The organism is Streptomyces sp. SKN60 (assembly GCF_026236535.1).
Taxonomy (GTDB): domain Bacteria; phylum Actinomycetota; class Actinomycetes; order Streptomycetales; family Streptomycetaceae; genus Streptomyces.
On sequence record NZ_JAHTMW010000014.1, the window covers coordinates 186907 to 210695 of the forward strand.

The following is a 23789-nucleotide window of genomic DNA, read 5'->3' on the forward strand; positions in this document are numbered from 1 at the left end:
GGCGGACCCGCCGAAGGGTCCCTCAGCGGCACGACGCTCGAGCGACGGCAGTGGTCCCGCGCCGACCCGACGGTGATCTTCCCGATCCCCCCAGTGGTTCCCGGCACGGTGAGACCCCCTTCGTTCGCCTCGCGCCGCGTCTCACAGAAGAGGCAGCACCCTGACTACGTTCCGAGACCTCGGGATCCTTCCCGAGACGGCCGAGGCCCTGGAAGCCGTCGGCATCGTTTCCCCCTTCCCCATCCAGGAGATGACCCTTCCGGTCGCCCTTTCCGGCACCGACGTCATCGGCCAGGCCAAGACCGGTACGGGCAAGACCCTCGGCTTCGGCCTCCCGATCCTGGAGCGCGTCATCGTCCCCGCCGACGTCGAGGCGGGCCGGGCCGAGCCCGAGCAGCTGACCGACGCCCCGCAGGCGCTCGTCGTCGTGCCCACCCGCGAGCTGTGCCAGCAGGTCACCAACGACCTGCTCACCGCCGGCAAGGTGCGCAACGTGCGGGTCCTCGCCATCTACGGCGGCCGGGCCTACGAGCCCCAGGTCGAGGCACTGAAGAAGGGTGTCGACGTGATCGTCGGCACCCCCGGCCGGCTGCTCGACCTGGCCGGCCAGCGCAAGCTCGACCTGTCGCACGTCAAGGCGCTCGTCCTGGACGAGGCCGACGAGATGCTCGACCTGGGCTTCCTGCCCGACGTCGAGAAGATCATCAACATGCTTCCGGCGAAGCGCCAGACCATGCTGTTCTCGGCGACCATGCCGGGCGCCGTCATCGGCCTGGCCCGCCGCTACATGTCGAAGCCCACGCACATCCGCGCCACCTCGCCGGACGACGAGGGCGCCACCCACGCGAACATCGCGCAGCACGTCTTCCGCGCCCACAACATGGACAAGCCGGAGATGGTCGCGCGCATCCTGCAGGCCCGCGGCCGCGGTCTCGCGATGATCTTCTGCCGTACGAAGCGCACCGCCGCCGACATCGCCGAGCAGCTGGAGCGCCGCGGCTTCGCCTCCGGCGCGGTCCACGGCGACCTCGGCCAGGGCGCCCGCGAGCAGGCGCTGCGCGCCTTCCGCAACGGCAAGGTCGACGTCCTCGTCGCCACCGACGTCGCCGCCCGCGGCATCGACGTCGAGGGCGTCACGCACGTCATCAACTACCAGTCCCCCGAGGACGAGAAGACCTATCTGCACCGCATCGGCCGCACCGGCCGCGCGGGCGCGAGCGGTACGGCGATCACGCTGGTCGACTGGGACGACATCCCGCGCTGGCAGCTGATCAACAAGGCCCTTGAGCTGAACTTCAGCGACCCGGTCGAGACGTACTCCAGCTCGCCGCACCTGTACGAGCTCCTCGACATCCCCGAGGGCACCAAGGGCATCCTGCCGCGCGCCGAGCGCACCCGCGCCGGTCTCGACGCGGAGGTCCTCGAGGACCTGGGCGAGCCCGGCGGCAAGCGCGGCCGTGGCCCGCGCCGCGAGCAGCAGCAGACCGAGGAGCGCCCGGCCCGCACCCGTACGCCGCGCCAGCGCCGCCGCACCCGTGGCGGTTCGGAGCTCGGTGACGGCGCGCCGGCCGAGCAGACCGCCGCCCCGGCCGTCGGTACGGACTCCGGTACGGACGCCGCCGAGGCGCCCGCCGGTCCGCGCCGCCCGCGCCGCCGCCGCACCCGCGGTACGGGTGGCCCGTCGGCCGGCATCCCGGTCGCCGGCGCGTCGAGCACGACCGCGGTCGCGGAGGCGCCCGAGCCGGTCGTCGAGGCCCCGGTCGTCGAGGCTCCGGTCGTGGAGGCCCCGGTGGCCGAGGCGCCCGTCGAGGAGCCGCGCCGCCGTCGCAGCCGTACCCGGACCCCCGCCGCCGCGACCACCGAAGTGGCCGAGGTGACCGAGGCTCCGGCCGCCGAGACCCCCGCCGTCGAGGCTCCGGCCGCCCCCGCCGAGGAGTCCCGGCCGCGCCGCCGGCGTTCCCGTGGCGCGCGTCCGGAGGCCGCCGAACCGGTGACCGCCGCCGCGGCCGCTGCCCCGGCACCGGCTGCCACCCCGGCCCCGCGCAAGCGCCGGGTCCGGCCGCGTCCGGCCGAGGAGACCGTGTCCTTCCAGACGGTCGAGACGGCCGCCGCCGCGCTGGCCGCCGCCACGGCCCGTACCGTGCCGGCCCAGGCGACCGAGCCGAAGGCCGTCGAGCCGAAGGCCGCCGAGGTCAAGGCCGCTGAGCCCAAGGCCGCCGTCCCGGCGCAGGCCGCCGAGCCGGTGACCGCTGCTCCGGCCGCCGCCCCGTCGGCACCGCGTGCGCGCCGCCGCGCCACCCGCCCGGTGACCAGCACGGCCCCGACCGTCGAGGCCCCGGCCGCCGCGGAGCCGGCCCCCGCGCCGGTCGCCGAGGAGCCCAAGCCGCGCCGCCGCGCGACCCGCCGGGCCTCCAGCCCGGTGACGTCGACCGCGGACACCGGTGCCGTGGTGATCGTCGAGGCCGCCGCCCCGGTGGCCGAGCCGGTCGTGACCGAGGAGCCGAAGAAGGCCGCTCCGCGCAAGCGGGTCGCCAAGAAGGCCGTCGCCGCCGAGGCCCCGGCCGAGACGACCGAGGCCCCCAAGAAGGCCGCTCCGCGCAAGCGGGTCGCGAAGAAGGTCGCCGAGACCGTGGCCGAGGCCGCGGCCGAGGTGACCGAGGAGCCGAAGAAGGCCGCCCCGCGCAAGCGCGTGGCCAAGAAGGCCGTCGCCGCCGAGGCCCCGGACGCCTCGGAGCCGAAGACGCCGACCCGTCGTCGTACGACGAAGAAGGCCGTCGCCGCCGAGGCTCCGGCCGAGGCCGCGGAGACCGCCCCCAAGAAGGCCGCTCCGCGCAAGCGGGTCGCCAAGAAGGCCGCCGCCCAGCCCGAGGCGTAAGCGGCCGGCAGCACCACCACCGCGGCCCGGCCCCTCTCCGGAGGGCGCCGGGCCGCGGTGCGTTCGGGCGCGGGCGCTCGTCGGAGGCGCCGCTCCGGTTCCGGTTAGAGTCGCTCTATGAGCAAGCCCCGGTCCCTGGCGCTGCCGCCCCGTACCCGTCGCCATCGGCTGGCGACCGCGCGCGGCCCCTTCGCCGTACTCGACACCGTGCCCGACGGACCCCGGCACGGGACCGTGCTGTTGCTGCCGGGGTACACCGGCAGCAAGGAGGACTTCCTCGCGCTGCTCGGTCCGCTCGCCGAGGCCGGGTACCGGGCGGTCGCCGTCGACGGGCGGGGGCAGAACGAGACGCCGGGGCCGCGTGGCCGGGCCGCGTACCGGCGCAAGGCGCTGGCGCTGGACGTGGTGGCGCAGGCGGCGGCGCTCGGGGACGGGCCGGTGCATCTGCTCGGGCATTCCTTCGGCGGGCTCGTGGCCCGGGCGGCGGTCGCGCTCGCGCCGGACGCCTTCTCCTCGCTGACCCTGCTCTCCTCGGGCCCGGGCCGGGTGGCCCGGCCGCAGCGGGTCCGGATCCACGCGCTGCGCGGCGCGTTCGCGCTGCTGCCGAAGGAGCGGGTGTGGCAGGCGACCCGCTGGCTGGACAGCCGCGGCGAGGAGCCGGGCGCCGAGGACCCGCAGGAGATCGTGGACTTCCTGCGCCGCCGCTGGATGCTGACCCGGATCGCCCAGCTCTCGGGCGCGGGCCGGCTGCTCGTACGCGACCCGGACGGCACGGCGGCGCTGCGGGCGCTGCCGATGCCGCTGCATCTGGCGTACGGGGACGAGGAGACGGTCTGGCCGGTGCCGGACCTGGCGGCGGCGGCCGCCCGTACCGGCGCGCACCACACGGTGGTGGCGGGGGCCGGCCACTCCCCCAATGTGTCGCACCCGGAGGAGCTGGCGGCACGGCTCGCGGCGTTCTGGGACGCGGTCCCGGAGCGGGCGGTCCCGGGTCGTACCGAGGTGCCGATCGGCGGAAATCCGGCCGAAGCACCCTCGTAACGCGCTTCGTCGATGATGGTCCCGAGAGGGGTCTACCCGGCGGTATTTAGCCTCCCGAAAAATTTCCTTAGCGTAGGGAATGTTTGCAGGGTGCATGCCGTTGGACATGTGTGTACGCCGCCACAGAGGCCGGCGTACACCCAGTTCTCCATCAGGAGGATCAACTCAGACGAAGGGAGAAGCCCATGCGCTTCGAAATCCTGCGACTCGACGACATCGACGGCACGCCTGTCGACCGGACCGTCGTGGACGCCGCCTCCGTCAACCGGATCGTGCAGCAGGCCGCCGCTATCGGTCAGCGCATCTGGATCCGCCCGGCCGAGACCTCGGCCTCGTAAAGACGAAGCTCCACCACGCACCGCGCCCCCGCACGGACTCCGGAGAACCGGAATCCGTACGGGGGCGCAGTGGTGTGTGCGGCCGTGTGCCCGAAGCGGGCGTCAGGCCCCCTGGATGACCTGGGTGACGCCGTTGATGATCTGCTGCACGGCGATGGCGGCGAGCATCATGCCGGCGAGCCGGGTCACCAGGACCACGCCGCCGTCCTTGATGACGCGGATGATCAGCAGCGAGTAGCGCATGGCCAGCCACAGCACGACGTGCATGGCGACGATCGCGGCCCAGACGGAGATCTGGGCGGCGGCGCCGTCCGCGTGCTGCACGGCGAGGATGACCGAGACGATGGCGCCGGGCCCGGCGAGCAGCGGCATGCCGAGCGGGACCAGGGCGACGTTGACGTCCTTGGTCTGCTGCGGCTCGTCGTTCTTGCCGGTGAGCAGGCTGAGCGCGATGAGCAGCAGGAGCAGTCCGCCCGCGATCATCAGCGCGGGGACGGAGACGTGCAGGTAGTCGAGGATCTGCTGGCCGAGGACGCCGAAGACGGCGATGACGCCGAAGGCCACGGCGACGGCCTGCCAGGCCATGCGGCGCTGGACCTTGGCGGGGCGGCCGGAGGTGAGGGCGAGGAAGATCGGGGTGATCCCCGGGGGATCCATGATCACGAAGAGGGTCAGGAACAGCGAGCCGAAGACGGCGACGTCGAACACGGTGTGGGTGCCTTGCGGGAAAGGGGTGTACACGAACGTCCGGAATCAGGGATTCCGGGGAGTGGGCAGGCCGGAGCCGGCCGGGAGGGGAAGCACGGGGACGCCACGGCACGGCGGCCGGGCCGCACGGAGCGGCCGACCGTCAGGCGGGAATCGACGACAGGCGTCGAGAGAGGGGTGGCGTTGACGAGGGGTTACGGGCGTCCGCCCGCGCCCGGCACCGGGAAGGCACCGGCGGCGCGGCGGGTGATCTCGCCGTAGATCTCGGGGTCGGTGGTGCAGTGGCCGAGGCCGACGGTCTTTCGGCTGCCGTGGTAGTCGCTGGAGCCGGTGGTGAGCAGCCCCAGCTCCTTGGCGAGGCCGCGCAGCCGGGCCCTGGTCGGCTCGTCGTGATCCATGTGGTCCACCTCGATGCCGTCGAGACCGGCCTCGGCGAGCTTCGCGATGGCGGACTCGGGCACGCACTCGCCGCGCTTGACGGCCAGCGGGTGGGCGAAGACGGTGACCCCGCCGGCGGCCTTGACCAGGCGGATCGCGTCGATCGGGTCGAGCTCGTGCTTCTGCACGTGGGCCCGGCCGCCGTCGGCGATCCACTCGGGCGTGAAGGCGCCGGAGACATCGGGCACGACACCGAGTTCGACCAGCGCCTCGGCGACGTGCGGGCGGCCCACGGAGCCGTCGCCGGCGATCCGGGCGACCTGCTCCCAGGTGACCGGCACGCCGAGCTCCTGGAGCTTGCCGACCATGGCGCGGGCGCGCGGCACCCGGTCGTCCCGGACCAGCTCGCGCTCGGCGAGTAGGGCGGGCTCCTCGGGGTCGAAGAGATAGGCGAGCATGTGGAGGCTCACGCCGTCGTAGCGGCAGGAGAGTTCGGCGCCCGTGACCAGGGTGAGGCCCTCGGGGAGGGCCGCGATGGCCTCTCCGTACCCCCGGGTGGTGTCGTGGTCGGTCAGCGCGACCACGTCGAGCCCGGCGGCGGCAGCGTTCCGCACCAACTCGGCGGGGGTGTCCGTACCGTCCGAGGCCGTGGAGTGGGTGTGCAGGTCGATGCGCACGACGCGGGACTCCGGGGGCTCGGGGCGGACTGAAGGGACCGCTCCAGCATAACGGGCGAATCAAGCCCCTTCGTACGGATCCACCGAAGCCCCCGCCCCTTACGACGCGACCGGCACGCCCCGCCGCTACGTGAGCAGCGCTAGGTGAGCAGCCTCGGTGTCAGCGCGCCGCACGGCAGCAGCTCGACCTCCGCGCCGGCGTCGCGCAGATCGGTGAGGACCAGCTCGTCGTACATCAGCAGACCGGACTGCTCGGGCCAGACGATCGCCCACAGCCACAGTCCGCGCGCCTCGCCGGCGAAGACGGCGCGGTCCTGCGGGGCGCCGGTGACATGCCAGAGCGGGGTGGGGCGGCCGGCGGCGAGCACCTTGACCTGGGGTGGTTTGTCGATCGCCATGCCGGGGCCGGGATCGGGGCCGTCCATGCCCGCGTACCGGGCGCCGAGTCCGACGCCGAGCTCCTCGGCGACGAGCAGCAGCTCCCCGATGCCGCCGAGCGGACCGGGCCCGGAACAGGCCACGGCGGTCGCGCGTCCGCCGCTGCGGTCGTCACCGGCGTACGCCACTCCGGTGAAAAGCCATCCGACGGGCAGGGGCCACGGCATCCACACCGGCACATGGGCCCGGTGCACGACCACACCGAGGCCCTCGACGCTGGGTGGGATCACGGGCTGTAGCGGGTGCACCGAGCCGTGCACGTCGCACTGCCAGGAGTCGGCGAAGAGACCGGGCGCCCTGACCCGGCCACCGCACTTCGGGCAACTGGGTTCGCCCCTCATAGGGCTCAACGGTCCTACCCGCGCGGCCCCGCGTCAAGGACGATCACCGATGATCACCCGTCCGGCCGGAGCGCTTCACCCGGAGCGCCCGGAGCACGTCCGCCGGACCGCGACCGGACGACGATCATCCGCCGGGCGGACCGGCGCCGGTCCGCCCGGCCCCGGTTCCTCGCTCAGTCCAGGGTCACGGACTTGCGCAGCGGATCGCGCAGGTCCGTCCCGTTGTTCAGCCAGCGCTCCTCCAGGGCCTGCGCGCCGTGCACCCGCTTCCAGGCGGCCTCGTTCGAGGTCATCGGCAGCAGCGGCAGGAAGCGCACCGGGTCCAGCGGGGCGTCGAGCTCCAGGTCCTCGACCAGGCCGCCCGACTCGGCGACCAGGACCGAGCTGAAGGGCGCGCCCGGCCACAGCGGTTCGCCCACGTCGAGCGAGGCGCCGGGGGCCACGACGACGCCCTCGACCTGCGGGGTGGCGGCGAGCACGGCGAGCGGGCGGAGCACCTGGTCGGTGTCGGCGAGGCCGGCGCGGACGGTGAGCAGCAGTTCGGCGCGCGGGCCCTTCACCGGGTCGGCGAGCGCGGAGGTGGGGTCGGCCATCGGCTGCGCGGACATGCCGAGGGTCGCGTAGCGCACCAGGCCGGCCTCGGCGTCGATGAACCGGAGCACCTCGATCCGGTCGGTGCCGAGGAAGGTGATCGCCGCCCGCGCGTCCGGCTCGCCGAGGGCGGTGCGCAACCGGGCCTCGACCAGAACGAGAATTTCTGCCATGCGGCGAGCATAAAGCGCGTATGGAACGGGCAAAGTAAGGGATTGACCCTCGGTCGGCTGATAGTGTGGGCGACTGGTCGGGCTTGATGACCCGACTGCTCGTCACACGTCATCCCTCACGAGGGACCGGCCGGAGGAGGTGGGACTGCGATGGATCGAAGTCGACCCGGCAGTACCAGCCGCTCTTCCGCCGCCACGCACCCCAGCCCGGTGCGCTCCTCCCTCCGGTGACCCGCGGATCCCGTTAGCCTCTCGGCCTTCCCGGATCCTCATCTCCCCGGTCTCCGGCAGCTCGCACGACGGAAGAGCACCTTCTTGCCTCCCTGTCTGTAGCGAACGCCGTCACCGCGATCCGCCGGTGCCGCCCGCTTTGTGGACGACGTGGCTCCACGTCCTCATTCCGGGCTGTGCCACCGTCGCCGACGGCCTCTCCGTGAAGGAGCACGCCCATGTCGATGATCCGTGACCTGCGCGCCGCCGTCCGTCCGTCCCTGCTGCACCCGCTGCGCAAGACGGCCACCGCGACCGCCTCGCAGTACGCCAACTACGACGCCACCCGCGACCCCACGGCCGCGAGCGCCGTCGTCGACTGCGCCGTCTACCGCGAGGGGCGCCGGGTCGACGACCGCGCGTGCCTCACCCCGCGCGGCGCGATGCGCCAGGTGCGGGAGAGCGGCGGCTTCGCGTGGATCGGTCTGCACGAGCCGACCGAGGCCGAATTCGCCGGTATCGCCGCCGAGTTCGGGCTGCACCCGCTCGCCGTCGAGGACGCCGTCCACGCCCACCAGCGGCCCAAGCTGGAGCGCTACGACGACACTCTCTTCACCGTCTTCAAGACGATCCACTACGTCGAGCACGCCGAACTCACCGCCACCAGCGAGGTCGTGGAGACCGGCGAGGTGATGGTCTTCACCGGCCCCGACTTCGTCATCACCGTCCGGCACGGCGGCCAGGGCTCGCTGCGCAACCTCCGGCACCGCCTCCAGGGCGAGCCGGAGCTGCTCGCCAAGGGCCCCTCCTCCGTGCTGCACGCCATCGCCGACCATGTCGTCGACGGCTACATCGCGGTCGCCGACGCCGTCGAGCTCGACATCGACGAGCTGGAGATCGACGTCTTCTCGCCGGCCGCCAAGGGCTCCACGCGCGGCGCCGACACCGGCCGGATCTACCAGCTCAAGCGCGAGGTCCTGGAGTTCAAGCGGGCCGTCACGCCGCTGCTCCGCCCGATGCAGCTGCTCAGCGAGCGGCCGATGCGACTCGTCGACCCCGACATCCAGAAGTACTTCCGGGACGTCGCCGACCACCTCGCCCGGGTCCAGGAGCAGGTCGTGGCCTTCGACGAACTGCTCAACTCGATCCTCCAGGCCAATCTGGCGCAGGCGACCGTCGCGCAGAACGAGGACATGCGCAAGATCACCTCGTGGGCGGCGATCGTGGCCGTCCCGACGGCGGTCTGCGGCGTCTACGGCATGAACTTCGACCACATGCCGGAGCTGCACTGGAAGTACGGCTACCCGATGGTGCTCGGCGGCATCGCCGTCATCTGCTTCGCCATCCACCGCACGCTCAAGCGCAACGGCTGGTTGTAGCCGCCCCAGGCCGTGGGTCTTCCGTGGCTCGATAGGCTTCGGACCATGACCGAAGAGCTGTTCCTCGTCGAGGAGGCCACCAAGAAGTCGGGCCTCGTCTGGGTACGGGGCGAGGTCCCGGCGGCCCGCGCGCTGTGGCACGTGTGGCACGAGGGCGCCGCGCTCGTCGTCGGCGACGGCCCGGGCGAGCAGCCGCTGCCGGGCCTGACCGACGGCGGCACCGCCGAGGTCACCGTGCGCAGCAAGGACAAGGGCGGCCGGGTCGTCGCCTGGACCGCCGCCGTACGCGAGCTGCCGGCCGGTACGGAGGAGTGGGCGGCGGCCGTCGCCGAGCTCAAGGGCAAGCGCCTGAACGCGCCCGACGGCGAGGCGATGCCGGAGCGCTGGGCCCGCGAGTGCCGGGTCGTCCGGCTCGAACCGCGGGCCTCGACCACCGACCTGCCGGACGGCTCGCTGGCCGCCGTACCGCTGCCGTCCCCGGGCATCACCCGGCGGCCCATCCCGGCCGGACTGCCGAGGCTGCTCCTGAAGCGGAAGCGGAAGCCCCGCCGCTAGGTCCTGTCCGTTGGCTGCGCGAGGCCCTGCCGGATCTCTCCGACAAGGTGCTCTCCGAACGGCTCACCCAGCTCGTCGCGGCGGGGGTCGTCGTACGCGACCGGTTCCCCGGCTGGCCGCCGACCGTGCGGTACGCGCTCACGGCTCACGGCCGGCGCCTCGGCCCGGTGCTCCAGGCCCTGTGGGACTGGGGCGCGGAGTCCGCCCGAGTGAGCTCGGGTGCGGGACCTGTCAGGTGCGGGGCAGCTGCTTGCCGTAGTCGAGGGTCTGGCCCTTCTCCGGCTCAGCCAGCGGGAAGTCCTTGTCCCACTCGGACAGGATCACCACGCCCGCGCCGCCGCCGCGCGCGAAGCGCAGCGGGTACGGGACGCCCTCCAGGGACACGTCGAGCGAGCCGCCCATGGCGTCCTCGCCGCCCCGGACGTTGATGGTGCGCGTCCCGCCGATCGTGTCGTGGTCGCCCTTGACGAGGTCGCCGTGCAGCCCGATCAGCCCGTCGAGCAGCAGGTTCATGTCGGTGAAGCCGCGCAGCTGCTTGTACGAGGGGTCGCCCTCCGGCACCTTCACGTACTTGTCGCCGAGCGTGTCCGCGGCCTCCGAGCCGGCGTCGTCCGAACCGGACTCGCCGGAGCCCGAGCCCGAGCCGTCGGACCCCGCGGCTCCCGACGGGGCGGCCGAGCCGCCGGCGCCGTCCTCGTGCTCCCAGAAGCCCGCGTCCGCCTTCAGATAGAGCGCGTCGCCGACCCGCAGCAGCTCGAAGGTGCTGTTCTTCGTGGTCACCGAGCCGTTCGCGCCGTCCTGCTTGAGGCGCATGTTCAGCTTGTACGTGCCGCCCTTGCTGACCAGCGTGCCGGAGAGCCGTACCGCCTTGGCCGTGTCGGCCGCCTTCCGGGCCTTCTGCTCGATCACCGTGGCGTCCAGCCGCCCGACGCCGTTGGTCCCCTCGTCCGGGTCGGCCGCGCAGGCGCCGAGCGCCGACACCAGGCCCACGCAGAGCGCGAGCGGAAGGACGGCCCCGCGGACGCGCGAGGTCGGACGGAGCACGGTCACCTGGGCACCTCTCGAGAGGGTGGGGGACGGCCGGTGGGATCCGGAGCCGGTGGGGGGCGGCAGACCGCAGCGTACCCGGGTCGGGTCACCGCCCCGCAGGCAGCCGGACGGGCGCTCTGCCGAAGCGGCACCGTCCGCCACGGGCTAGCCTGAACCCGGCAAGCGGGACGAGCGGTAACGGACCGGCCCGAATCGTGCGGCACGGAGGAGGCGCGTGGCATGGCGGCAGGCGCCCCCCGGGTCTTCGTCTCCCATCTGGCCGGCGTCCCGGTCTTCGACCCCGTCGGCGACCAGGTCGGCCGGGTCAGCGATCTGGTGGCCATGCTGCGGGTGGGCCGCCGCCCGCCCCGGCTGCTCGGCATGGTGGTCGAGGTGCTGTCCCGGCGCCGGGTCTTCGTGCCCATGACCCGGATCACCGGCGTCGAGTCCGGCCAGGTCATCACCACCGGCGTCGTCAACATGCGGCGCTTCGAACAGCGCCCCACCGAGCGCCTGGTCCTCGGCGAGCTGCTCGACCGGCGGGTGACCCTTGTCGAGACCGGCGAAGAGGTCACCGTCCTCGACGTGGCGATCCAGCAGCTGCCGGCCCGCCGCGACTGGGAGATCGACAAGGTCTTCGTACGGCGCGGCAAGGGCGGGGCGCTTCGCCGCAAGGGCGAGACGCTGACCGTCGACTGGTCGGCCGTCACCGGCTTCTCCCTGGAGGAGCACGGGCAGGGCGCCGAGAGCCTGGTCGCCACCTTCGAGAAGCTGCGCCCCGCCGACCTCGCCAACGCGCTGCACCACCTCTCCCCCAAGCGGCGCGCCGAGGTGGCCGCCGCCCTCGACGACGACCGGCTCGCGGACGTCCTGGAGGAGCTGCCGGAGGACGACCAGATCGAGATCCTGGGCAAGCTGAAGGAGGAGCGGGCCGCCGACGTCCTGGAGGCGATGGACCCGGACGACGCCGCCGACCTCCTGAACGAGCTGCCGGAGGACGAGAAGGAGCGGCTGCTCACCCTGATGCAGCCGGACGACGCGGCGGACGTGCGCCGGCTCATGGCGTACGAGGAGCGGACCGCGGGCGGTCTGATGACGACCGAGCCGATCGTGCTGCGCCCGGACGCGACGGTCGCCGACGCGCTCGCCCGCGTACGCCTGCAGGACCTCTCCCCCGCGCTCGCCGCGCAGGTGTACGTGTGCCGGCCGCCGGACGAGACCCCGACCGGCAAGTACCTGGGCACGGTGCACTTCCAGCGGCTGCTGCGGGACCCGCCGTTCACGCTGGTCAGCGCGCTGGTGGACAGCGATCTGCCGCCGCTCGGGCCGGCCACCCCGCTGCCGGCGGTGACCAGCTACTTCGCCGCGTACAACCTGGTGGCCGCGCCCGTGGTGGACGAGAGCGGTTCGCTGCTCGGCGCGGTGACCGTGGACGACGTGCTCGACCACCTGCTGCCGGACGACTGGCGCGAGACCGAGTTCCACGAGGAGGGGGTGGGCGGTGGCTGAGCGCGCGCAGGAGCGGGACCGCGAGCGCGACCGGGAGCGGGGGGAACGGGAGCGCACCCTGCCCCGGATCCGGCTCGACCTGCCGCGCGAGCGGCGCACCCGGCTGCTTCCGGAGTACGACCCCGAGGCCTTCGGGCGGCTCTCGGAGCGGATCGCCCGCTTCCTGGGGACGGGCAGGTTCCTGGTCTGGATGACCCTGACGGTCGTCGTCTGGATCGGGTGGAACGTCTTCGCGCCGGCGCCGCTGAAGTTCGACGAGTACCCCTTCATCTTCCTGACCCTCGCCCTGTCCCTCCAGGCCTCGTACGCGGCGCCGCTGATCCTGCTCGCACAGAACCGGCAGGACGACCGGGACCGGGTCAACCTGGAGCAGGACCGCAAGCAGAACGAGCGCTCGATCGCCGACACCGAGTACCTGACCCGGGAGATCGCGGCGCTGCGGATGGGTCTGGGCGAGGTGGCCACCCGCGACTGGATGCGCTCGGAGCTCCAGGACCTGCTGAAGGACCTGGAGCAGCGGGACGGGGACCGGCGCGACGACCGGCGGGATCTATTCCCGGACGGCGGTACGCACGGGAGTGACGTACCCGACCGTTGACAGCCCTTTCATGAGCCGGTGGTCGTCGCCGTACCATCTCTCTATGGCTATGGAAGACGCGGTGCGCGAAGCACTGGCGACGGTGAACGACCCCGAGATCAACAAGCCGATCACCGAGCTCGGCATGGTGAAGTCGGTGGAGATCGGTGACGACGGCACGGTCGCCGTGACGGTCTACCTCACCGTCTCCGGCTGCCCGATGCGCGAGACGATCACCCAGCGCGTGACGGACGCCGTCTCCCGGGTCGAGGGCGTCACCGGTGTCGACGTCTCCCTGGACGTGATGAGCGACGAGCAGCGCAAGGAGCTCGCGGCGGCGCTGCGCGGCACCACCGCCGAGCGCGAGGTCCCGTTCGCCAAGCCGGGCTCGCTGACCCGGGTCTACGCGGTGGCGTCCGGCAAGGGCGGCGTCGGCAAGTCCTCGGTGACGGTCAACCTGGCGGCGGCGATGGCCGCCGACGGCCTGAAGGTCGGTGTCGTGGACGCCGACATCTACGGCCACAGCGTGCCGCGCATGCTGGGCGTGGACGGCAAGCCCACCCAGGTCGAGAACATGATCATGCCGCCGTCGGCGAACGGCGTGAAGGTCATCTCCATCGGCATGTTCACCCCGGGCAACGCGCCGGTGGTGTGGCGCGGCCCGATGCTGCACCGCGCGCTCCAGCAGTTCCTCGCCGACGTGTACTGGGGCGACCTGGACGTCCTGCTCCTCGACCTGCCGCCGGGCACCGGCGACATCGCGATCTCCGTGGCCCAGCTGGTGCCGAACGCCGAGATCCTGGTCGTCACCACCCCGCAGCAGGCGGCGGCCGAGGTCGCCGAGCGGGCCGGCGCGATCGCCGTGCAGACCCACCAGAAGATCGTCGGCGTGGTCGAGAACATGGCGGGCCTGCCGTGTCCGCACTGCGACGAGATGGTCGACGTGTTCGGCACGGGCGGCGGCCAGAAGGTCGCCGACGGCCTGACCAAGACCACCGGCGCGACCGTCCCGGTGCTCGGCTCGATCCCCATCGACGTGCGCCTGCGCGAGGGCGGCGACGAGGGCAGGCCGGTCGTCCTGGCCGACCCCGACTCCCCGGCCGGCGCGGCCCTGCGCACCATCGCGGGCAAGCTGGGCGGCCGCCAGCGCGGCCTGTCGGGCATGAGCCTGGGCATCACGCCACGGAACAAGTTCTGAGGCACCGGTTGTGGGCATACGTTCCGCAGGGGCGGAACGGGTGGGCACAACCGGAGCCTGCGGGCCGCACAGGCCGCGCAGCGTGAAGGGGCACCCCGATCCGGCGTGCCCCTTCGTCATACCCGCCGTCAGGCGTACGCGCCCAGGTCCTTGACCCGCGCGAACCCGAGCCCGTACGCGCTCATGCCCCGCCCGTACGCGCCGATGTGGACGCCGTCCGCCGAGCCGGCGAGGACCCAGCCGAACTCGGACTCGCGGTAGTGGAAGGGCACCGGGACGCCGTCCACGGGCAGCGAGAGAGCGGTCCAGGCGGGCCCGTCGAGGTCGTCGGCGAGCTCGAAGGCGGTCTCGGTCTGCTGGTCCAGCCAGTTGTCGCGCAGGGCGTGGTCGAGCTGGGCGGGCCAGGTGTGGGCCAGGAGGCCCGAGCCGGCCAGCCAGGCCGCCGAGGAGACCGTGGTGGCGTCCAGGACGCCGGTGCCGTCGCCGGTGCGGCGCACGGGGTTGGCGGCGACCGTCACGACGACCGCGAAGCGCTCCTTCTCCGTACTCGCCCCGCCGGCCTCGGACTTTATCGACGGCTCGTCACCGTGGCCCATGGAGCCGTGCTGCACGGTGCCGTCCGCCGCCGTGCCGATCTGCATCAGCCGGCGCGGTCCGGTGAACGCCTCGTCGAGCCCGTACCAGGCGAAGGGTGCGCGCAGAAAGCCGTCGGCTTCCACCCGACTCGTCGTCTTCATCTCGGCCGCCTCCTCGTTCAGTCAACAGAGGGAGGATAGCCACCGCTGCGGGGTGGTTCGGTGACAGGGCGTCGTCGGCGCCGGTGGGACGGCGCGTCAGGCGCCCGTCGACTCGCCCGTCAGGTCGCGTCGTAGTCGTACGGCGGACGCTCGGCGTTGTCCGGCTTGTCCTGCTTCTTCAGGAGGTCCGGCTTGCCGCTGGTGACCGCGGGAGCGGACGAGGAAGACGAGGAGGAGGGCTGGGACTCGCGGCCGTGGACCGCGTCGGCGACCTCGTTCATCTCCTTCTTGAGGTCGAAGGTCGAGCGGAGCTCGTTGAGCTCCTTGAAGTCCTCGTTCTCCGCGAGCTGCTTGCGGATGAAGTTCTTGGGGTTGAGGTCCTCGAACTCGAAGTCCTTGAACTCCGGGCCGAGCTCGCTGCGGATGTCCGCCTTGGCGCTGTCGGAGAACTCGCGGACCTTGCGGATGAACCGGGAGACGTCCTGGATCACCTTCGGCAGCTTGTCGGGTCCGAAGATGAGCACGGCGAGCACCACGAGCGTCACCAGCTCGAGTGCGCCTATGTCGCTGAACACCCTGTAGCTCCTTCTCGCCGGTCCCGGGCGGCCCGCTCCACGGTACCCGCCGAAACTGTCCGGCGGGTACAGCGTGGTGTCCTCCACATGGCCACTGGGCGGTCCCTCGGCTGCCCTCAGGTGCCGGTCTCAGGTGCCGGTGGAGGAGCCCAGGGTCAAGGTCTTTGTCTGCTCTTTGCCGTTACGGGTCAGGGTCAGCTTCAGCTTGTCGCCGGGGCGGTGCGAGCGGATCTTCACGATCAGCTCCTCGCCGCTGTGGACGCGCTGGCCGTCGACCTTGGTGATGACGTCGCCGGGGCGGATGCCGGCCTTGTCGGCGGGGCCGCCGGCGGTGACCGAGGGGGTGTTGCCCTTGCCCTTGTCACCGACCCGGGCGCCGTCGCCGGTGTAGGCCATGTCGAGGCTGACGCCGATAACCGGGTGGGTGGCCTTGCCGGTGTTGATGAGCTCCTCGGCGACCCGCTTGCCCTGGTTGATGGGGATGGCGAAGCCGAGGCCGATGGAGCCGGACTGGCCGCCGCCCTCGCCGCCGGAGCCGCCGCCGGCTGCCCGGATGGCGCTGTTGATGCCGATGACCCGGCCCTGTCCGTCGACCAGCGGGCCGCCGGAGTTGCCGGGGTTTATCGGCGCGTCGGTCTGGAGGGCGTCGACATAGCTGACGTCGCTGCCGTCGCCCTTCTCGCCGCCCGCGGTGATGGGCCGCTCCTTGGCGCTGATGATGCCGGAGGTGACCGTGTTGGAGAGGTCGAAGGGGGCGCCGATGGCGACGACCGGGTCGCCGACGCGGACGCTGTCGGAGTTGCCGAGCGCGAGCGGCTTGAGGCCGGAGACGCCGCGGACCTGGATCACGGCGAGGTCGTAGCCGCTGTCGCGGCCGATGAGCTTGGCGCGGGCGGTCTCGCCGTTGCTGAAGGTGACGGAGATCTCGCCGGAGGAGGCCGCCGCGTCCACCACGTGGTTGTTGGTGAGGATGTGGCCGCGGGTGTCGAGCACGAAGCCGGTGCCGGTGCCGGAGGAGCCGCTGCCGCTGACGTGGATGGTGACGACGCTGGGCAGGGCGCTGGCGGCGATCCCGGCGACGCTGCCGGGGGCGCGGGCGGTGTCGCCGGGGCCGGCCTGCGGGAGTTCGACGGTGCTGAGGCCGCCGTTGCGCTCGACGTACGCGCCGACGCCGCCGCCGACCACACCGGTGACGAGCGCGAAGGCGAGCGCGCCGACCAGCGCGAGGCCGCGCCGGGGCTTGCGGGGCGCCTTGCCCTCGACGGCGAGCGGCTGCGCGAGCGGCTGGGCGAGCGGCTGGGCGCCCCACGGGTCGTACGCGGGCACGGGCGCCGGCGCCGCCATGGGTACGGGCGCGGGAGCGGGCGCGGGCGCCGCCATCGGCGCGGGCGGCTGGACCGGGGGCGCGGGCGCCCACGGGCCCGGCTCGCCGTAGGGCGGCGTCCGGTACGGGTCGGGTGCGTGCAGCGGCTGCTGCGAAGCCGGTGCCGGAGCGGGTGCCGATACGGGCTCCGGCTCGGGCGCGGCCTCCTGGACCGGTACGGGTACGGGCTCAGGCGCCGGCTCGGCGGCCGGTTCCGAGGCCGGGGCGGCCGGCTCCGGAGCCGGCGGCACCGCCGGGGCCGCGAGGGTGAAGTCGGCGTCGTCCGCCCGTTCGGGCGGTGCGGCGGGGGCCGTCGGTGTGGTGGTCGACGGCCGGCTCCACCAAGTCGGCTTCCCGTTCTTCATGCTCTCCCCGCAACAAAGCCCTGTCCGCGCCGCCCGTGTCGCCGGGCGGCGCGCCCCTGCCCCTGGATTCAACCAGGTTGGATTCAACCAGGTCGCGGGTCAGGGGTGGGAGGGCCCGGGGGCGGGAGTGGGCGTCGGGGAGCCGGTGGGCAGCCCCGGCGCGTAGGACAGCCGGAGTGCCGGGCTCATCGGGCGGACGAACGGGGCCAGTTCGAGGCGGGCCGGGATGACCGTCGGAGGCGCGGCCTCCGGGGTCGCCTCGCGGCGCGAGCCGGATGCGAAGGTCGAGGGCGCCCGCAGCGGGGTGATGTTGCTGCCGGTGCCCTGGCCGCCGCGCGGGGCGTCGATCGACAGGGTGCTGCTCAGCGCGATCGCGGCGAACGAGACCGCGCTGGCGGCGGCGAAGGCGAAGCGCCGTCCCCGCCCGGCGGACCGGTCGCCGACCGCGTGGATGGGGAAGCCGCTGTCGGGGGTGACGGGCCGCGCGGTGGCGAAGCCGTCGGCGCGCACGCCGCCGCCCCGCAGCAGGTCGTCGAAGGGTCCCCCCTGGTCAGGCGGTCCCCCCGGCAGCCCCTGGAGCCGCGCGAGCAGCCCCTCGGAGGGGGCCGGAGGCGCGGAGGAGGCGAAGACGCTCTTCAGGGTGCGCTGGGCGTCGGCCTCGGCCTTGCAGCGCGCGCAGGTCGCGAGATGGGCGAGGACCCGCTCGCGGGCGTCATGACCGAGCTCGCCGTCGACGAGCGCGGCGAGCCGGTCCCCGAGATGGTGTTCCGCGAGTCGCTGCTCCTCGGGGGTCGCGGACGGACGGGTACCGCTCACGCTGTTCCGCCCTCCCATCCGACGGCGGCGAGGGCCCGCTCCGCGCGCGCCTCGGGCGAGCGGTGCTTGAGCGCCTTGCGCAGGTGGGAGCGGCCGCGGTGGATGCGGCTGCGGACGGTGCCGAGCTTCACGCCGAGGGTCGCGGCGATCTCCTCGTACGACAGGCCCTCGATGTCGCAGAGCACGACCGCGGCACGGAACTCGGGCGCGAGGGTGTCCAGGGCCTGCTGCACGTCGGCGTCGAAGTGCGTGTCGTTGAACGCCTGCTGCGGGGACGGTTCGCGGCTCGGCAGCCGCTCGGCGGCGTCGTCGGCGAGCGCGTCGAAGCGGATCCGCTGCTTGCGGCGGACCATGTCCAGGAACAGGTTGGTGGTGATCCGGTGGAGCCAGCCCTCGAAGGTGCCCGGCGTGTAGGACGACAGCGAGCGGAAGACCCGGACGAAGACCTCCTGGGTGAGGTCCTCGGCGTCGTGCTGGTTTCCGGTCAGGCGGTAGGCGAGCCGGTAGACCCGGGCGCTGTGCGTGCTGACGATCTCCTCCCAGCTGGGCGGAGTCCACGCCTGCGATTCCGCATCCGATGCGAAGGTCGCGGTGGTGGGTGCGGTAGCAGTGCGGCGGATGGTGTCAGCGGTGTCGGTCACGGATTTCGGCTCACCCGCCGACCCGAGAAGGCGCCGCAGCACTCCTCTCCGATCCACAGGCGCAGCCGCACCTCCCCTGTCGGCTCTGGTGGTGTCCAGTGGAGCCCCTACCATAGCCACCTCGCCCGTTAGCTCCGGATAAGAATCTTTACGCGAATTTGGGACGGGCTCGTGTCGCCGTCCCGCTCGCTTCCCGTCAGTAGGAACGCGCGGTCCCATCTGCGGGTTCCCGCGCGCAGCGGATACAGTCGACGCCTGAGTCGACCACGACGTCCAAGACGGGGACAGGAGAGGGCCATTACCGCCAACCGGCAGACGAGTTTGGCGTTCGCCGACGCCTATGTCGCCGAGGACGAAGCGCTGCGCTGGGCCCGTGACCGGGCCCGGGAGGCGGGGCTCCCCTCGGTGTCTTCGGGCACCGGCGCCGCCCTGCGCCTGCTGGCCGCGACGGCGGACGCCAAGGCGGTGGCGGAGATCGGCACGGGAACCGGGGTCTCCGGGATCTATCTGCTCCTCGGGATGCGCCCGGACGGGGTGCTGACCACGGTCGACGTGGAGCCGGAGCGCCAGGCGCACGCGAAGGCGGCGTTCCGCGCCGCGGGTTTCGCGGGCAACCGGGCCCGGTTCATCCCCGGCCGCGCGCTCGACGTGCTGCCCCGGCTCGCGGACGGCGGATACGACCTCGTCTTCTGCGACGGCGACCGTCTTGAGCTGCTCGACTACCTCGCTGAATCGTTGCGCCTGCTGCGCCCCGGCGGTCTGGTCTGCTTCGAGGGCGTCTTCGCGGACGGCCGTACGGTGGACTCGGCGGCCCAGCCGGCCGAGGTGCAGCGGATACGGGAGCTGCTGCGGACGGTGCGCGAGAGCCGTGAGCTGCTGCCCACGCTGCTGCCGGTGGGCGACGGCCTGCTGTGCGCGGTCCGCCGCGGCGCCTGAGAAGCAGCGCCCGAGAAGCGGCGCCCGAGGATCCGCAGGACCGGCCCCGCCCCGTACCGCACCCGCGGACCGAACCCGTACCGACCCCCGACACACCACTGCCCCGGTGCGGTGGGTACCGTACCGGGGCAGAAGCGGGAAAAACGCTACAAGGGCGTCAGCCGACGACGTCCTTCAGGGCGTCGCCGAGTGCCTTCGCCTCGTCCGGGGTCAGCTCGACGACGAGCCGGCCGCCGCCTTCGAGCGGAACGCGCATGACGATGCCCCGCCCCTCCTTGGTCACCTCGAGCGGGCCGTCACCCGTCCGCGGCTTCATGGCCGCCATGCTCGTTCCCCTTCCGCAAAACCAGCTCATCGTCAGCATCGAACACGATTGCTTCCCGGTCATTATCCCGCATCACAGGACCCGATGACCAACATCAGCAGGCATCGCTTCCGCAACGCGCTTTCACAAAGCCGCATATTTCGCCGATCCACCTGCGATACTTCGCCGCCGTCTTTGACACAGCTCACATGTGCGGACCGGGCGATCACCCCGTGATCTCCGCCATGCTGAGCTGCGTCAGAGACGCGAAGACGCGAAGGGATCCCGATGGCCGACACGGTGCTGTACGAAGTGAGCGACGGACTCGCCACCATCACAATCAACCGCCCCGAGGCGATGAACGCGATGAACGTGGCGGCCAAGGTCGCCCTGCGCGACGCGGCCGAGGCGGCCGCCGCCGACCCGGCGGTCCGGGCGGTGCTGCTCACGGCGGCCGGCGACCGCGCGTTCTGCGTGGGCCAGGACCTCAAGGAGCACGTGGGGCTGCTCCTGCAGGACAAGGAGTCCGGCACGCAGCACACCATGAACACGGTGCGCGACCACTACAACCCGATCACGAAGGCGCTCGCCGGCATGGCGAAGCCGGTGGTCGCGGCCGTGAACGGCGTCGCGGCCGGCGCGGGCTTCGGCTTCGCGCTCGCGGCGGACTACCGGATCGTCGCCGAGCACGCCTCCTTCAACACCTCCTTCGCCGGCGTGGCGCTCACCGCCGACTCGGGCATGTCGTGGACGCTGCCCCGGCTGATCGGCCAGAGCCGCGCCGCCGACCTGCTGCTGTTCCCGCGCTCGATCAGCGCCCAGGAGGCGTACGAGCTGGGCATCGTGAACAGGCTGGTGCCGGGCGAGTCGCTCGCCGAGGAGGCCGGAAAGCTGGCCCGCAAGCTCGCCGAGGGCCCCACCGTCGCCTACGCGGCCCTGAAGGAGTCCCTCGCGTACGGCGCCGACCACTCGCTCGCCGAGGCCCTGGAGAAGGAGGACGAGCTCCAGACGAAGGCGGGCGCCTCGGCGGACCACACGATCGCGGTGCAGGCCTTCATCGCGAAGGAGAAGCCGAAGTACCTCGGCCGGTAGGACCGTCGGCAGGCCCGGACCTCCGTACGGCCGGGCGCCCGCCGCCGCGCGCGATGCAGCCCTCGACGTGGTCGTCGACCAGGCCGCAGGCCTGCATCAGCGCGTACGCCGTGGTCGGCCCGATGAAGCGCAGGCCGCGCTTCTTCAGGTCCTTCGACAGGGCCGTGGACTCGTCCGTGACCGCCGGGACCTCGGAGATCACGGCCGGGGCCGGGCGGGTCGCCGGGTCCGGCGCGTACGACCAGATCAGCGTGTCGAGCTCGCCGGCGTCCCAGCCGGCGAGCACCTTCGCGTTGGCGAGGGTGGCGTCGATCTTGGCACGGTTGCGGATGATGCCCTCGTCGGCGAGCAGCCGCTCCCGGTCGGCGTCGGTGAACCGGGCCACCTCGGCGATCCGGAAGCCCGCGAAGGCCTTGCGGAAGCCCTCCCGGCGGCGCAGGATCGTGATCCACGACAGGCCGGACTGAAAGGCCTCCAGACACAGCCGCTCGAAGAGCGCGTCGTCGCCGTGGACCGGGCGGCCCCACTCCTCGTCGTGGTACGCCACATAGTCCTCGGTGGACAGGCCCCAGGGGCAGCGCAGCAGGCCGTCGGGCCCCGGGATCGCCGTGCCCTCGCTCACGCGCCCTCGCCTCCCTCGCCCTCCGTACCACCCTGCGCGCCGCCCTGCTCCCCGCGCGACCGGGCGCCGGCGAGCGCGGCCTCGAGCTCGGCGATACGGGCGTCCCGCTCGGCGAGCTCGGCGCCGAGCCGGCCGAGGACGTCGTCGACGTCCGCCATCCGATAGCCCCGGGGGGCGACCGGCAGGCGCAGCGCCTCGACATCGGCCTGGTCGGCCGGGCGGCTCGCGGGCAGCGGATCGACCAGCTGCTGGGGCGCCGCCTCGGGCAGCACCTCGCTGTCGCCGCCCCCGACCACCGCCAGGGTGACCGCCGCGACGACCACGACCATCGTGATCAGCAGAAACCAGAACACCTGCGCGCCTTTCCCCGAGCGTGTTTCCCCGCGTGGAAAACGTCCGGTGCCGATCGTGCCATGCGCCACCGACGGTTAGGGTCGCAGGCGAACGGACGCGAGGGAGGACAAAAGGGATGCTCCGCTTGGGACGGCGTGAATTCGGGCCGCACGAGCCGGTGATCATGGCGATCGTGAACCGGACCCCGGACTCCTTCTACGACCAGGGGGCCACCTTCCGGGACGAGCCGGCGCTCGCGCGGGTCGAGCAGGCCGTGGCCGAGGGCGCGGCGATCATCGACATCGGCGGGGTGAAGGCGGGCCCCGGCGAGGAGGTCACGGCCGAGGAGGAGGCGCGGCGCACGGTCGGCTTCGTGGCCGAGGTGCGGCGCCGGCACCCGGACGTGGTGATCAGCGTGGACACCTGGCGGGCGGACGTCGGCGAGGCGGTCTGCGAGGCCGGCGCGGACCTCCTGAACGACGCGTGGGGCGGGGTCGACCCGCGGCTCGCGGAGGTGGCGGCGAAGTACGGCGCGGGCCTGGTGTGCACGCACGCGGGCGGCGCGGAGCCGCGGACCCGGCCGCACCGGGTCGCGTACGAGGACGTGATGGCCGACATCCTGCGGGTCACGGTCGGGCTCGCGGAGCGGGCCGTCTCGCTGGGCGTGCGGCGCGACGGGATCATGATCGACCCGGGCCACGACTTCGGGAAGAACACCCGGCACAGCCTGGAGGCGACCCGCCGGCTCGGCGAGATGACGGAGACCGGCTGGCCGGTGCTCGTCTCGCTGTCCAACAAGGACTTCGTCGGCGAGACGCTGGACCGGCCGGTGAAGGAGCGGGTGCTCGGGACGCTGGCGACGACGGCGGTGTCGGCGTGGCTGGGGGCTCGGGTGTACCGGGTGCACGAGGTGGCGGAGACGCGGCAGGTGCTCGACATGGTGGCGACCATTGCGGGGCACCGCGAGCCGGCGGTGGCCCGGCGGGGGCTGGCGTAGGCGGGCGGGCCAGGGGGGCGCCGCAGGGGCGCCCCCGCTCAGAGCCGTACGGGCCCTAGGGCCTGTCCGGAAAGTAGCGTCGTCTGCCCGCAGGGCAGGGCTCGCGGTGTCTGGTGCGTGCGATCGCAAGGCGGAGGAGGGAGACATGGCTTGCCATGGCGACCGACGACAACGCGGCGAGCGTGCGTGCCAGGCGCCGCGAGCCAGGCGGGACTTTCCGGACAGGACCTAGCGCCCGACCTCCTTGCTCACCAGCGCCACCGCCTCGTCCACGTCGTCCGTGACGTGGAAGAGCAGCAGGTCCTGCTCGGACGCCTTGCCGCCGGCGACGACGGAGTCGCGCAGCCAGTCGACGAGGCCGCCCCAGTACTCCGTACCGAAGAGCACGATCGGGAAGCGGGTGACCTTGCGGGTCTGGACGAGGGTGAGCGCCTCGAAGAGCTCGTCGAGGGTGCCGAGTCCGCCAGGCAGGACCACGAAGCCCTGCGCGTACTTCACGAACATCGTCTTGCGGACGAAGAAGTAGCGGAAGTTCACGCCGATGTCGACGTGCGGGTTGAGGCCCTGCTCGAAGGGCAGCTCGATGCCGAGGCCGACCGAGATGCCCTTGGCCTCGCGGGCGCCGCGGTTGGCGGCCTCCATGGCGCCGGGGCCGCCGCCGGTGATCACCGCGAAGCCCGCCTCGACGAGGGCGCGGCCGAGCCGGACGCCCGCCGCGTACTCGGGCGAGTCCGGCTTGGTGCGGGCCGAGCCGAACACGCTGATGGCGCTGGGCAGTTCGGCGAGCGCGCCGAAGCCCTCGACGAACTCGGACTGGATCCGCATGACCCGCCAGGGGTCGGTGTGCACCCACTCCGAGTCGCCCTCGGTGTCGAGCAGCCGCTGGTCCGTGGTGCCGGCCTGCACCTGGTCACGGCGCCTGATCACCGGTCCCAGCCGCTGCTCCTCGAGCTTCTTCGGCTCTTCGGGTACGCCCATGGCCTGCTCCTCT

The 23789-nt window shown here is 72.9% G+C and carries 25 protein-coding genes and 1 pseudogene; 12 read left to right on the forward strand and 14 right to left on the reverse strand.

Annotated elements, in window-relative coordinates; all coding sequences use genetic code 11:
* Nucleotides 1–250: 250 nt before the first annotated feature.
* The 3 genes from KV205_RS24065 to KV205_RS24075 all read left to right on the forward strand — a co-directional run bounded on the left by KV205_RS24065 (nt 251) and on the right by KV205_RS24075 (nt 4254).
* Nucleotides 251–2875 (forward strand): DEAD/DEAH box helicase, encoded by a 2625-nt coding sequence (locus tag KV205_RS24065; protein ID WP_306806341.1) that lies wholly within the window; start codon nt 251–253, stop codon nt 2873–2875.
* 117 nt (nt 2876–2992) lie between these two features.
* On the forward strand, nt 2993–3916 hold the full coding sequence (locus KV205_RS24070) for an alpha/beta fold hydrolase (RefSeq protein WP_265866640.1): 924 nt from the start codon (nt 2993–2995) through the stop codon (nt 3914–3916).
* 185 nt (nt 3917–4101) lie between these two features.
* Entirely contained in the window at nt 4102–4254 is a 153-nt protein-coding gene (locus KV205_RS24075; protein ID WP_086823662.1) for a hypothetical protein, read from the forward strand.
* Nucleotides 4255–4356: 102 nt separating this feature from the next.
* Here KV205_RS24075 and KV205_RS24080 read toward each other — a convergent pair whose 3' ends face one another.
* The 4 genes from KV205_RS24080 to KV205_RS24095 all read right to left on the reverse strand — a co-directional run bounded on the left by KV205_RS24080 (nt 4357) and on the right by KV205_RS24095 (nt 7560).
* Complete coding sequence (locus KV205_RS24080) at nt 4357–4962, reverse strand: MarC family protein (RefSeq protein WP_265866641.1); 606 nt, start codon at nt 4960–4962, stop codon at nt 4357–4359.
* A gap of 194 nt (nt 4963–5156) precedes the next feature.
* Nucleotides 5157–6017 carry a PHP domain-containing protein gene (locus tag KV205_RS24085; RefSeq protein WP_265866642.1) on the reverse strand — a complete coding sequence of 287 codons (861 nt, stop codon included), beginning with the start codon at nt 6015–6017 and terminating at the stop codon, nt 5157–5159.
* Between the two features lie 140 nt (nt 6018–6157).
* Nucleotides 6158–6796 carry a DUF6758 family protein gene (locus tag KV205_RS24090; protein ID WP_265866643.1) on the reverse strand — a complete coding sequence of 213 codons (639 nt, stop codon included), beginning with the start codon at nt 6794–6796 and terminating at the stop codon, nt 6158–6160.
* Between the two features lie 173 nt (nt 6797–6969).
* Nucleotides 6970–7560, reverse strand: coding sequence for a suppressor of fused domain protein (locus tag KV205_RS24095; RefSeq protein ID WP_265866644.1), 591 nt, complete (start codon nt 7558–7560; stop codon nt 6970–6972).
* A 449-nt stretch (nt 7561–8009) separates the two neighbouring features.
* Here KV205_RS24095 and KV205_RS24100 point away from each other — a divergent pair, with 449 nt between their 5' ends.
* The 3 genes and pseudogenes from KV205_RS24100 to KV205_RS24110 form a co-directional block, all read left to right on the forward strand.
* Nucleotides 8010–9149, forward strand: a complete 1140-nt coding sequence (locus KV205_RS24100) for a magnesium and cobalt transport protein CorA (RefSeq protein ID WP_265866645.1) — start codon at nt 8010–8012, stop codon at nt 9147–9149.
* Nucleotides 9150–9194: 45 nt separating this feature from the next.
* Nucleotides 9195–9704 (forward strand): hypothetical protein, encoded by a 510-nt coding sequence (locus KV205_RS24105; protein ID WP_265866646.1) that lies wholly within the window; start codon nt 9195–9197, stop codon nt 9702–9704.
* A gap of 26 nt (nt 9705–9730) precedes the next feature.
* Nucleotides 9731–9895, forward strand: a pseudogene (locus tag KV205_RS24110) (winged helix-turn-helix transcriptional regulator); the annotation flags it as partial.
* A gap of 40 nt (nt 9896–9935) precedes the next feature.
* Here KV205_RS24110 and KV205_RS24115 read toward each other — a convergent pair.
* Entirely contained in the window at nt 9936–10754 is an 819-nt protein-coding gene (locus KV205_RS24115; RefSeq protein ID WP_265866648.1) for a hypothetical protein, read from the reverse strand.
* 219 nt (nt 10755–10973) lie between these two features.
* Between KV205_RS24115 and KV205_RS24120 the strand changes: the two genes are divergently transcribed.
* Genes KV205_RS24120 through KV205_RS24130 form a run of 3 tightly spaced genes read left to right on the forward strand, consistent with a single transcriptional unit; the run spans nt 10974 to nt 14017 of the window.
* Nucleotides 10974–12242 carry a magnesium transporter MgtE N-terminal domain-containing protein gene (locus KV205_RS24120; protein ID WP_265866649.1) on the forward strand — a complete coding sequence of 423 codons (1269 nt, stop codon included), beginning with the start codon at nt 10974–10976 and terminating at the stop codon, nt 12240–12242.
* Complete coding sequence (locus KV205_RS24125; RefSeq protein WP_374214720.1) at nt 12235–12840, forward strand: DUF1003 domain-containing protein; 606 nt, start codon at nt 12235–12237, stop codon at nt 12838–12840. The genes KV205_RS24120 and KV205_RS24125 overlap by 8 nt, the downstream gene beginning before the upstream one ends.
* A 43-nt stretch (nt 12841–12883) precedes the next feature.
* Nucleotides 12884–14017 carry an Mrp/NBP35 family ATP-binding protein gene (locus KV205_RS24130; RefSeq protein WP_265866650.1) on the forward strand — a complete coding sequence of 378 codons (1134 nt, stop codon included), beginning with the start codon at nt 12884–12886 and terminating at the stop codon, nt 14015–14017.
* 128 nt (nt 14018–14145) lie between these two features.
* Here the strand turns inward: KV205_RS24130 and KV205_RS24135 are convergent, their stop codons facing one another.
* The 5 genes from KV205_RS24135 to sigE all read right to left on the reverse strand — a co-directional run bounded on the left by KV205_RS24135 (nt 14146) and on the right by sigE (nt 18628).
* Nucleotides 14146–14754, reverse strand: a complete 609-nt coding sequence (locus tag KV205_RS24135; RefSeq protein ID WP_265866652.1) for a hypothetical protein — start codon at nt 14752–14754, stop codon at nt 14146–14148.
* Nucleotides 14755–14873: 119 nt separating this feature from the next.
* Complete coding sequence (locus tag KV205_RS24140) at nt 14874–15329, reverse strand: sec-independent translocase (RefSeq protein ID WP_265866653.1); 456 nt, start codon at nt 15327–15329, stop codon at nt 14874–14876.
* Between the two features lie 129 nt (nt 15330–15458).
* Entirely contained in the window at nt 15459–17057 is a 1599-nt protein-coding gene (locus KV205_RS24145) for a S1C family serine protease (protein ID WP_265866654.1), read from the reverse strand.
* Nucleotides 17058–17156: 99 nt separating this feature from the next.
* Nucleotides 17157–17873, reverse strand: coding sequence for a zf-HC2 domain-containing protein (locus KV205_RS24150; protein WP_265866655.1), 717 nt, complete (start codon nt 17871–17873; stop codon nt 17157–17159).
* Nucleotides 17870–18628 (reverse strand): RNA polymerase sigma factor SigE, encoded by a 759-nt coding sequence (gene sigE, locus KV205_RS24155; RefSeq protein ID WP_265866656.1) that lies wholly within the window; start codon nt 18626–18628, stop codon nt 17870–17872. Before sigE ends, KV205_RS24150 begins: the two co-directional genes overlap by 4 nt.
* A gap of 207 nt (nt 18629–18835) precedes the next feature.
* On the opposite strand from sigE, the gene KV205_RS24160 reads away from it, so the two are divergent.
* Nucleotides 18836–19450 (forward strand): class I SAM-dependent methyltransferase, encoded by a 615-nt coding sequence (locus tag KV205_RS24160; RefSeq protein ID WP_265866657.1) that lies wholly within the window; start codon nt 18836–18838, stop codon nt 19448–19450.
* Nucleotides 19451–19607: 157 nt separating this feature from the next.
* Here the strand turns inward: KV205_RS24160 and KV205_RS24165 are convergent, their stop codons facing one another.
* Nucleotides 19608–19775 carry a DUF3117 domain-containing protein gene (locus KV205_RS24165; RefSeq protein WP_205628308.1) on the reverse strand — a complete coding sequence of 56 codons (168 nt, stop codon included), beginning with the start codon at nt 19773–19775 and terminating at the stop codon, nt 19608–19610.
* A 267-nt stretch (nt 19776–20042) separates the two neighbouring features.
* Between KV205_RS24165 and KV205_RS24170 the strand changes: the two genes are divergently transcribed.
* A complete protein-coding gene (locus tag KV205_RS24170) occupies nt 20043–20846 on the forward strand; it encodes an enoyl-CoA hydratase/isomerase family protein (protein ID WP_265866658.1) in 804 nt (267 codons plus the stop codon).
* On the opposite strand, the gene KV205_RS24175 is transcribed toward KV205_RS24170, so the two are convergent.
* Together KV205_RS24175 and KV205_RS24180 are read right to left on the reverse strand one after the other, a co-directional pair.
* Nucleotides 20809–21468: a DNA-3-methyladenine glycosylase I gene (locus KV205_RS24175; RefSeq protein ID WP_308404093.1), complete on the reverse strand. Its 660-nt coding sequence runs from the start codon at nt 21466–21468 to the stop codon at nt 20809–20811. The two genes, KV205_RS24170 and KV205_RS24175, sit on opposite strands and share 38 nt — an antisense overlap.
* The gene (locus tag KV205_RS24180) at nt 21465–21821 is read right to left on the reverse strand and encodes a DivIVA domain-containing protein (protein ID WP_265866659.1); all 357 of its coding nucleotides are present in this window, start codon (nt 21819–21821) and stop codon (nt 21465–21467) included. The genes KV205_RS24175 and KV205_RS24180 overlap by 4 nt, the downstream gene beginning before the upstream one ends.
* A gap of 116 nt (nt 21822–21937) precedes the next feature.
* On the opposite strand from KV205_RS24180, the gene folP reads away from it, so the two are divergent.
* Nucleotides 21938–22798, forward strand: a complete 861-nt coding sequence (folP, locus tag KV205_RS24185; protein WP_265866660.1) for a dihydropteroate synthase — start codon at nt 21938–21940, stop codon at nt 22796–22798.
* Between the two features lie 228 nt (nt 22799–23026).
* On the opposite strand, the gene KV205_RS24190 is transcribed toward folP, so the two are convergent.
* Complete coding sequence (locus tag KV205_RS24190; protein ID WP_265866661.1) at nt 23027–23776, reverse strand: TIGR00730 family Rossman fold protein; 750 nt, start codon at nt 23774–23776, stop codon at nt 23027–23029.
* Between the last annotated feature and the right edge of the window lie 13 nt (nt 23777–23789).